Raw genomic sequence first — 7,744 nt, forward strand, 5'->3', positions numbered from 1 at the left:
GTTGCCGCTCTTTGTCGAGCACGCCAATGAGATGGGCACATCGGAATTGCATTGAACCAGCATCATGTTGGCGGCCAACGCGCCGACCACGGACCAAGCATGCACCCGGTGGGATCTCAGACGAAGGCCGCGGCAACAGCAGGATGGGATGAAAGGCAAACACAGGCCGCACCTCAGCGGCTGGCCTCGCATGCTCAAACTGCTTGACCAAGACGACCCCGTTACCGAAGGAGATGACGGGCCTCGGCGAGGAGGGGCACGGCGTTCTCGAGGACCGCCACGATGATCGCGTCGTCCCTGGTGAGATGATCGCGCTTGTCGGTGAGCATCATCGCGATCTTCCGGGCGGGTGGGCACTTCCGCGGGGAGGTTGCCGGCGCCTTTTCGGCGCGGCGCCGCCGGGTGGCCCATTCGGTGACGACGCGCAGGCTGCCACCGAAACCGTCACTTCGGAGACGCCGCCAGAGCTCGGCGCCACTCCGGCAGCCGCCCGACCAGGCTTCGTCGAGCAGGACGAGCCAGGGCTCGAGCGAGCTTGCGCCGACGCGGAAGACATCGTTGCGCTCGTTGCGCAGGATGCGCAGGACGGTCTGCCGGCTGCAGCCCGTCCGCACGACGAACTGTTGCCGTGGAGCTACGCTGCAATGGTGTGATCGGAACACTGCCTACGTTACTGGTGCCTGCCGTGCCGTCAGAACCCTCCCGCGCAGCCGTCCTTGCGCGGGTCCGAGCCTGCCACATACCCGCCGTCGATCCGCTGGACGAGCTGCGCGCCGCCGAAGCCGAAGGTGGCATCGTGCGGCTCTCGCCCGATACGGTGGCCAAGAGCGGCTAGACTGGAAACCGTGTCTTCGTCCATCGTGTTTTCCAGCAGCACCTCGAGCCCCTTGACCACCCGCCAGCGGGGGGCATCGGCGGCCGTCTGCGGATCTTGGCCCCGGAGCTGCGTGCGCAGCATCATCTGCAGGTGGCCCTGCGCCTGGATCGGCCCGCCCATCAGGCTGAAGGCCATCTCGGGCGCGCCGTTCCGGGTGATGAAGCCCGGAATGATGGTGTGGAACGGTCGCTTGCGGGGGCCGACCTCGTTCGGATGGCCGGGCGTGGTGACGAAGCCGTGGCCGCGGTTCTGCAGGGCGATCCCGGTGCCCGGCACCACCACGCCGGACCCGAAGCCCGAATAGTTGGACTGGATGTAGCTCACCATCATGCCCGACGCGTCGGCCGCGGCGAGGCAGACCGTTCCGCCATCTTTCGGCGCACCCGTGGGATGGTCGAGGGCGCTGGCCGGGTCGATCAGCGTCGCCCGGCGGGCGAGGTAGTCCGGGTCCAGCAGGTGACTGGCCTTGACCTCCTCCATGTGCAGCCCGTCCGCCACGAAGGCGTGGATATCTGCGAAGGCGAGCTTCATCGCCTCGATTTCCAGATGGAGCGCCTCGGGGCTGTCGGGGGCGTGATCCGCGATGGCGGTGTGGCGCAGGATGCCGAGGGCCATGAGCGCGGCGATGCCCTGTCCGTTCGGCGGGATCTCGTGCAGGGCGGCGTCGCCGAAATCCATCTCGATCGTGCCGCACCAGTCGAGCGTATGGGCATCCATGTCCGCCTCGTCGAGCGCCGCGCCATGGGCGTGGGCGAAGTCGGCGATCTTCCGGGCCAGCTCGCCGCGATAGAAGGCCTCGCCCTCGCTTTCGGCGATCAGCCGCAGGGTGCGCGCCTGATCGGGTTGCCGGAACAGCTCGCCGGCCCGAGGCGCCCTCCCGCCTGGCATGAAGGCCTCGGCAAAGCCCGGCTGGACATGCAGCTCGTCCGCGCCGACCTGCCATTGCTTGGCGATCACCGGGGTGACGTGAAAGCCGTTCTCGGCATAATCGAGGGCAGCATCGAACAGCGCCGCGAAGGGCAGCTTGCCGAACTTTTGCGACAGCTCGACCCAGGCCGAGACGGCGCCGGGCGTCGTCACCGACTCCCACCCGCGGCGCGGCATTATGGAATGACCCTTGAACCGCTCGGGCGTCCAGCCGGCGGGCGCGCGGCCAGAGGCGTTCAGCCCGTGCAGCTGCTGCCCATCCCAGAGGATGCAGAAGGCATCCGAGCCGATGCCGTTCCCGGTCGGCTCGACTACGGTCAGGGTGATGGCGGCGGCAAGCGCCGCATCGACGGCATTGCCGCCTTGGCGCAGCGCGGCCAGCCCCGCCTCGGTCGCGAGCGGATGCGAGGAGGCGACCGTGTTGCGAGCCATGACCGGCGAACGGCGGGAGGGGTAGAGCGGCGTGACGGGGTAGGTCATCTTTACCTTTCAGTCTGGCAGGCGCGCCGCGTGGCGCGGTGTCAATCGAGCGAAGCCGGTTCGGACAGGAACTGTCCTTCCAGATTGCGCAGGGTCATCGTGTAGTGCTTGGCGAGAAGGTCGCAGGCCTCGTCCTCGCTGCCGTAAAGAACTGCCTTCATCAGGGCCTCGTGTTCGGCCTGCGCGTCGCGTGTGATCACGTGCTCGGTGTTCGAGATCGCGATGTAACGCGCCGCCTGATCGGCGAGCACCTCGCAGAAGGACAGAAGCCAGTGCGATTCCGCATTGGCCAGCAGCGCGCGGTGAAAGGCGCGGTGCGCCTCTTCCCATTCGCCGGGGGTCTCGGCGGTCTCGCGGCGGGTGCGCGTGAGGCGGTGGAAGGCGAGGGCGACCTCTTCCTCCCAGCTTTCGGTACGGTTGCGCATCGAGGATCGCAGCACATTGGTTTCAAGGAAGATGCGCGATTCGACCAGCACCCGCCAGTCGCCCAGCGAGAAGCTGGAAACCGCAAAGCCGCGCTGGTCGTGTCGGTCGACGAGATGCTCCGAGGAGAGCCGCGAGAGCGCCTCGCGCACCGCGTTGTTGCCCACCTCGAAGCGGTCGGCCAGCGCCTCGATGCGCAGCCGCTCGCCGGGGCGCAGCGGGCCGTGGATGATCTCGGCCCGCAGCCGTTGGTAGACCGTCGTGGCCAGGGTTGTCTTTGATTTCTGCTGCGCCATTGTCTGCGTCGTCCGTTTCTCAGAACTGCCTGTTCGCCCTTGCGCCGGGCGTATCGGTTCTGTGCCAGAAGACGAAGCGGTATTGCATCCACGAAACGAGGCCGAACATGATCAACCCGACGAAGCTGAGCCAGATGATCAGCGAGAAGACGCGCGGCGTGTCGAGCTGGCTGGCCGCCACCCGGATCAGCCCGCCGAAACCCTGCCCGCCGCCCAGGAACTCACCCGCGATCGCCCCCGAGACGACGCTGATCGAGGCGATCTTCAGCCCGGTGAAGAACTGCGGCAGTCCGGCCGGGATCTTGAGTCTCAAGAGAGTCTGGAGTTGGGTCGCGCCGATGCTGCGGAACAGCATCCGCGCATTCTCGTCAGCGGCATGCAGCCCCGCCGCCGTGCCGACGACGATCGGGAAAACCGAGATGAAAGCCGCCAGCGCCACCTTGGAGCTGATCCCGAAGCCCAGCCACGCGACGAACAGCGGCGCGAAGGCCAGCTTGGGCATGGTGTCGATGGCGACGATATAGGGCATCACCGCGCGCTCGCCGATCGCGGTCTCCCCCACGATGATGCCAAGGGTGACGCCGATGGCGAGGGCAAGCAGGAAACCCCAGACCACCTCCTGAACCGTGATCAGCAATGGGCCGAGCATGTAATCCCCGCCGAGCAGGTTGCGGCCGACGATCACGACATCGGCCAGCGTCTCGCCCGGTGAGGGCAGGATCAGCGGCGATACCAGATGCAGCGAGGTGACCAGCTGCCAGACCCCTAGAAACAGCGCCATAAGCACCGCCATCATGAGCCAGCGCGGCAGCCGCTTTCCCAAGGGCATCTTCTCCTGCCAGACCGTGGGGACGGGGCGGCCGACGGTAGTCGGAACGGCGCCGAGATCGCTGCGGGAGATGTCGGTCACAGGAAGGCCCCCTTGTCGAGCAAGCCCCGGATCAGCGACACGTAGTCGCCGAATTCGGGCATGGTCACCATGTCGAGCGTGCGCGGTCGCGGCAGGTCGATGCGGATGCTGCGCACGACCCGTCCGGGGCGGGCCGACATGACGTGCACCACATCGGACAGGATCACCGCCTCGGCGATTGAATGGGTCACGAGGAAGGCGGAGGCGGCCCGCTCCAGGCAGATGCGCTGCAACTCCATGTTCATGAAGTCGCGCGTGATCTCGTCCAGAGCGCTGAACGGCTCGTCCAGCAGCAGCATCTGCGGTTCGGTCGCGAGCATCCGGCAGATCGCGGCGCGCTGCGCCATGCCGCCCGAAAGCTGCGCTGGATAAGCGTCCTCGAACCCCTTGAGGCCGACGAGTTCCATCAGCGCCGCGGCCCGTCCCGTAGCCGTTCGTGACGCCTGCCGTCCCTCCCGTATCTCGATCGGCAGCAGGATGTTTTCCAGCGTGGTCCGCCACGGAAGCAGGGTGGCCTGCTGAAACATCATCCCGATATCGGGGCGCGGCCCCATGACAGGGGTTCCCGCCAGCATCACCGTGCCGGTGGTGGGCGGCTGAAGCCCCGCCATGATCTTGAGCAGCGTCGATTTACCGCACCCGCTCGAGCCGATGACCGAGTGGAACTCGCCTTTGCGGACCACCAGATCTACATCGGTGAGGGCCGCCATGCCTGGTGCGGCAGCATCAGCCCGTCGAATATCAGCGAACGGAACAGCCGCGCGCGCTCGGCACGGTCCTCGGATGAGGTTCCGCCGGTGATCGCCCCGGCCATGGCCTGCTGCAACACCATGAAGGTCTGATGCGTCACATCCGGGCGCATCCGGCCCGCGCGAATGGCGGGCTGGGCGGCGTTCAGGAACAGTTCGGAGATCTCGCGCCGCTCGTTGTGGAAGCTGCCGCTTTCGCCGCTCTCCTTCTGCACGGCTTCGGCAAGTCCGCCATTGCGGATGTAAAGGCGGAGCTTCAGGTCGAACAGTTCCGCGAAATCTTCGGGCCGGCCGGTCTGCCTGGCCGCGAGGGCCCGCATGCAGCCCATGCTCTGCTCGAAGAGCGCGGAGGCCAGTTCCATCCGCGTCGGGAAGTTCCGCAGCAGCGTCGTCCGGCCCACACCCGCCGTCGCCGCGATCTCGGCCATCGGGACGTCGAAGCCGCGTTCGGCGAAAAGCTTCGCGGCCGCGTCCAGCAGGGCGGCGCGGTTGCGGGTGGCGTCCGAACGCAGCGGCCGTTCTGATCTGGGAATGGGATTCGTCACGTTGCCTTCCCGCCTCGGGATCGGATCAGCCTAGAGGACAGGCTTCTCAAGACCAAACGGGTTCCGGCGCGGCCCCCGCGACAAAACCGCTCAGCGTCGGACGGCGGGGGTTTCGATGGCGAGGCCGTTGCCGCGTGCCCGCAGGTAAAGCTCCAGATCGACTGCCATCTGCGATCCCTCCGGCAGCGGCGTTGCCCGCACGGCCTCGTTGCACCATGCGATCATCCGCCCGACCGAGCCCATATCCTGCCAGAGCTGGCGATAGATCGGGAAGCCGTTGACATGTCCCTGGCTGATCGTCTCGCCGCGCAGGCGGTTGCCGGTCTGCTCGTCATGGCAGTTCGCGCAGGAGAGGTTCAACTGGCCGCGCCGGGTCTGGTAGTAGTCGCGACCTCGCGCATAGGCTACGGCGGCCGGTCCATCCGTCGCCACCGCCTGCGGCAGGCCCCGCGACTGGTGCATGACCAGCGCCGAGAGCGCGAGCAGATCCCGGCTGCCATAGGGCAGGGGGGCGGTCTGCTGCCGGTCGCGGCGGCAGATGTTCATCTGCTGTTCGAGGCTGATGACCCGGCCCGCGTCAGGCGACCACGCCGGATAACGGTTGCCGGTCCCGCGCAGGGTTTCCGGCCCTTGATGGCAGTCGGCGCAGCTTTGGCCGCTGCCCTCGGGCCGGTTCCAGAGCTGCTGGCCCAGATCGACCCACAGCATCCCCGGATTGGCGAATTCATCGTCCTGCAGCGCCTGTGTCTCGGGCTGCATGAACGCGTAGCCCGAGACCGGAGGCTCGGCCTGCGCCGCTGTTGTCAGCGCGGCGGCGAGCAGGGCGTGGCGGATCATGTGACCGTCAGCAGGGCTTCGGCGGTCGTCACCGTGCCGTGCTGATCGACCCAGGTGAAGGCGACCTTGCCCGTGCGGGTGGCCCGCAGCCGGAACGAGAACATCGGATTCGCCGACAGACCGGGCGCCAGACGGATGCGGAGCACCTCCTGATCCAGATGGGTGCAGGTGAAATCGGTGATGATATCGAGGGGATCATCGCGCCCTGGGTGGTGACGGTGAAGCCGTTATCCATCGGGTGCATGATCATCGCCCTGATCTCGACGGTCTCGCCCTCGCCGGCGGTCTCGGGCACGCGGATGCGGGTGTTGAACATCTCAGTACCTCCCCGGCAATGCGGTGCAGGCGCCGACGACGACCCGCACTTCGGCCCGCGCGACCAGCAGGCGGTCGTCGGATCTTTCGGCGACGCAGACGACCGTCTGCGTGGCGGCAAGACGGATGTTGGTCACCAGCCGCGCCTCGGCCGCCATCGGGCCGAAACGCGCCTCGCAGGTCAGGGGGCGAGGGTTTTCCTCAGCGAAGATCGCCAGCCGGATGATGCGGTCAACGTCGCTCATCGGACTTTCGACGGAGACGGTCAGGGGAACGGAATTGCCGGTCTCTGCCAAGGCAGGCCCAGCGTGATCAGCCCTTCCTCCATCGCGCCGGCGCCGAAAAGCCGCGTGATCTCTGCGGCGACCTCGGCTGGTGTCGCCCGCACCGGCAGCGGCAGGATGGTGGCGGCGAGGCCCAGAAGGGCGGTTCGGCGGGTGAGAATCATCGGGCTTCCGCCTGTGTCAGACCGGACAAATAGGCGGCGATGTCGCCGATTTCATCCGGGGTCAGGATCGGGCGGCCGCGATGGCGCGGATCGACGTCGACCAGCCCCTCGGTCGTGCCATAGGGCGGCATCATCGTGGCCGCATTGGCGATCCGCGCATCGGTGATCCGTTCCCGCAGTTCCTTTGCGGTCAGCCGCGAGCCGATGCCGGCGAGCGAGGGGCCGATATTCCCCTGCGCATCCTCCGGCAGGCCGATGCCCGGCACCAGATGGCAGATCGAGCAGTTGCCCTTGTCGGAGTCGCGCGTCAATTCAAGGCCGCATCGGGTCCTGCGCCCCGACAGGCGCGGCGAGGGAGAGGACGAGCGCGCTCATCCATAGATTTCCGAGGTGATGGAATCGTACCATGATCGTGCATATTCCGCTTCGGCCTGGTGAAACTCGGGGCGGCGCGCAGCGGGGTCGTGCGCGCCTGATCGAACATCAGCGTCGTCTTGTCGGGACCGGGCGCAAAGACATCCGCGACTGAGAAACCATAGCCCGGCGCGGCCAAGCTGTAACAGACATTGATCAGCGGCGCGGGCTGCAGATCATCGCCGTCCCAGCGGGCGAGGATCGCCGCGGCGCAGGCCTTGGCCTGCATGTTCGCCGAGAAGGCCGATTTCGGCATGTCGCCCTGCAACGCGGAATCCCCCAGCACATAAACGTCGGGCGCAAGCCTGCTTTCGAAGCTCAGCGGATCGACCGGGCACCAGCCCAGACCGTCGTCCAGCCCCGCCGCGATCAGCAGCCCGGATGCCGTTTGCGGCGGGATGATGTTGGCGACCGTGGCGGCGACATCATCGAAGGCGGTCGAGATGCGGCGGGTGGCGGCATCAACGGCAATGACCGCACCGGATTCGCTGCCGGGGATCCGCTCGATCATGCCGGGATAAAG

Annotated in this window: 12 protein-coding genes; all 12 read right to left on the bottom strand. The window is 67.1% G+C overall.

The window, feature by feature from the left end:
- Positions 1–221: 221 nt before the first annotated feature.
- On the bottom strand, positions 222–614 hold the full coding sequence (locus tag KTN05_RS16690) for a hypothetical protein (RefSeq protein ID WP_217330514.1): 393 nt from the start codon (positions 612–614) through the stop codon (positions 222–224).
- 77 nt (positions 615–691) lie between these two features.
- Positions 692–2,284 (bottom strand): gamma-glutamyltransferase family protein, encoded by a 1,593-nt coding sequence (locus KTN05_RS16695; RefSeq protein ID WP_217330515.1) that lies wholly within the window; start codon positions 2,282–2,284, stop codon positions 692–694.
- Between the two features lie 41 nt (positions 2,285–2,325).
- A complete protein-coding gene (locus tag KTN05_RS16700; protein WP_217330516.1) occupies positions 2,326–3,003 on the bottom strand; it encodes a GntR family transcriptional regulator in 678 nt (225 codons plus the stop codon).
- A 19-nt stretch (positions 3,004–3,022) separates the two neighbouring features.
- Positions 3,023–3,832 carry an ABC transporter permease gene (locus tag KTN05_RS16705; RefSeq protein WP_217330523.1) on the bottom strand — a complete coding sequence of 270 codons (810 nt, stop codon included), beginning with the start codon at positions 3,830–3,832 and terminating at the stop codon, positions 3,023–3,025.
- A gap of 77 nt (positions 3,833–3,909) precedes the next feature.
- The gene (locus tag KTN05_RS16710) at positions 3,910–4,623 is read right to left on the bottom strand and encodes an ABC transporter ATP-binding protein (protein ID WP_217330517.1); all 714 of its coding nucleotides are present in this window, start codon (positions 4,621–4,623) and stop codon (positions 3,910–3,912) included.
- Positions 4,602–5,207 carry a TetR family transcriptional regulator gene (locus tag KTN05_RS16715; RefSeq protein WP_217330518.1) on the bottom strand — a complete coding sequence of 202 codons (606 nt, stop codon included), beginning with the start codon at positions 5,205–5,207 and terminating at the stop codon, positions 4,602–4,604. The genes KTN05_RS16710 and KTN05_RS16715 overlap by 22 nt, the downstream gene beginning before the upstream one ends.
- Before the next feature lie 90 nt (positions 5,208–5,297).
- Positions 5,298–6,044 (bottom strand): sulfur oxidation c-type cytochrome SoxA, encoded by a 747-nt coding sequence (gene soxA / locus KTN05_RS16720; RefSeq protein ID WP_217330519.1) that lies wholly within the window; start codon positions 6,042–6,044, stop codon positions 5,298–5,300.
- Positions 6,041–6,229, bottom strand: a complete 189-nt coding sequence (locus tag KTN05_RS16725; RefSeq protein ID WP_217330524.1) for a thiosulfate oxidation carrier complex protein SoxZ — start codon at positions 6,227–6,229, stop codon at positions 6,041–6,043. Before KTN05_RS16725 ends, soxA begins: the two co-directional genes overlap by 4 nt.
- Positions 6,230–6,361: 132 nt before the next feature.
- Complete coding sequence (locus KTN05_RS16730; protein ID WP_217330520.1) at positions 6,362–6,655, bottom strand: thiosulfate oxidation carrier protein SoxY; 294 nt, start codon at positions 6,653–6,655, stop codon at positions 6,362–6,364.
- Positions 6,625–6,807, bottom strand: coding sequence for a hypothetical protein (locus tag KTN05_RS16735; protein WP_217330521.1), 183 nt, complete (start codon positions 6,805–6,807; stop codon positions 6,625–6,627). Before KTN05_RS16735 ends, KTN05_RS16730 begins: the two co-directional genes overlap by 31 nt.
- Positions 6,804–7,118 carry a sulfur oxidation c-type cytochrome SoxX gene (gene soxX, locus KTN05_RS16740; RefSeq protein ID WP_217330522.1) on the bottom strand — a complete coding sequence of 105 codons (315 nt, stop codon included), beginning with the start codon at positions 7,116–7,118 and terminating at the stop codon, positions 6,804–6,806. Before soxX ends, KTN05_RS16735 begins: the two co-directional genes overlap by 4 nt.
- A partial coding sequence (locus KTN05_RS18275; RefSeq protein ID WP_254368310.1) for an FCSD flavin-binding domain-containing protein occupies positions 7,115–7,744 on the bottom strand: 630 nt, incomplete at its 5' end. The genes KTN05_RS18275 and soxX, both read right to left, overlap by 4 nt.

This window comes from Paracoccus sp. Z118 (assembly GCF_019061185.1).
In the GTDB taxonomy this organism is placed as follows: Bacteria; Pseudomonadota; Alphaproteobacteria; order Rhodobacterales; family Rhodobacteraceae; genus Paracoccus.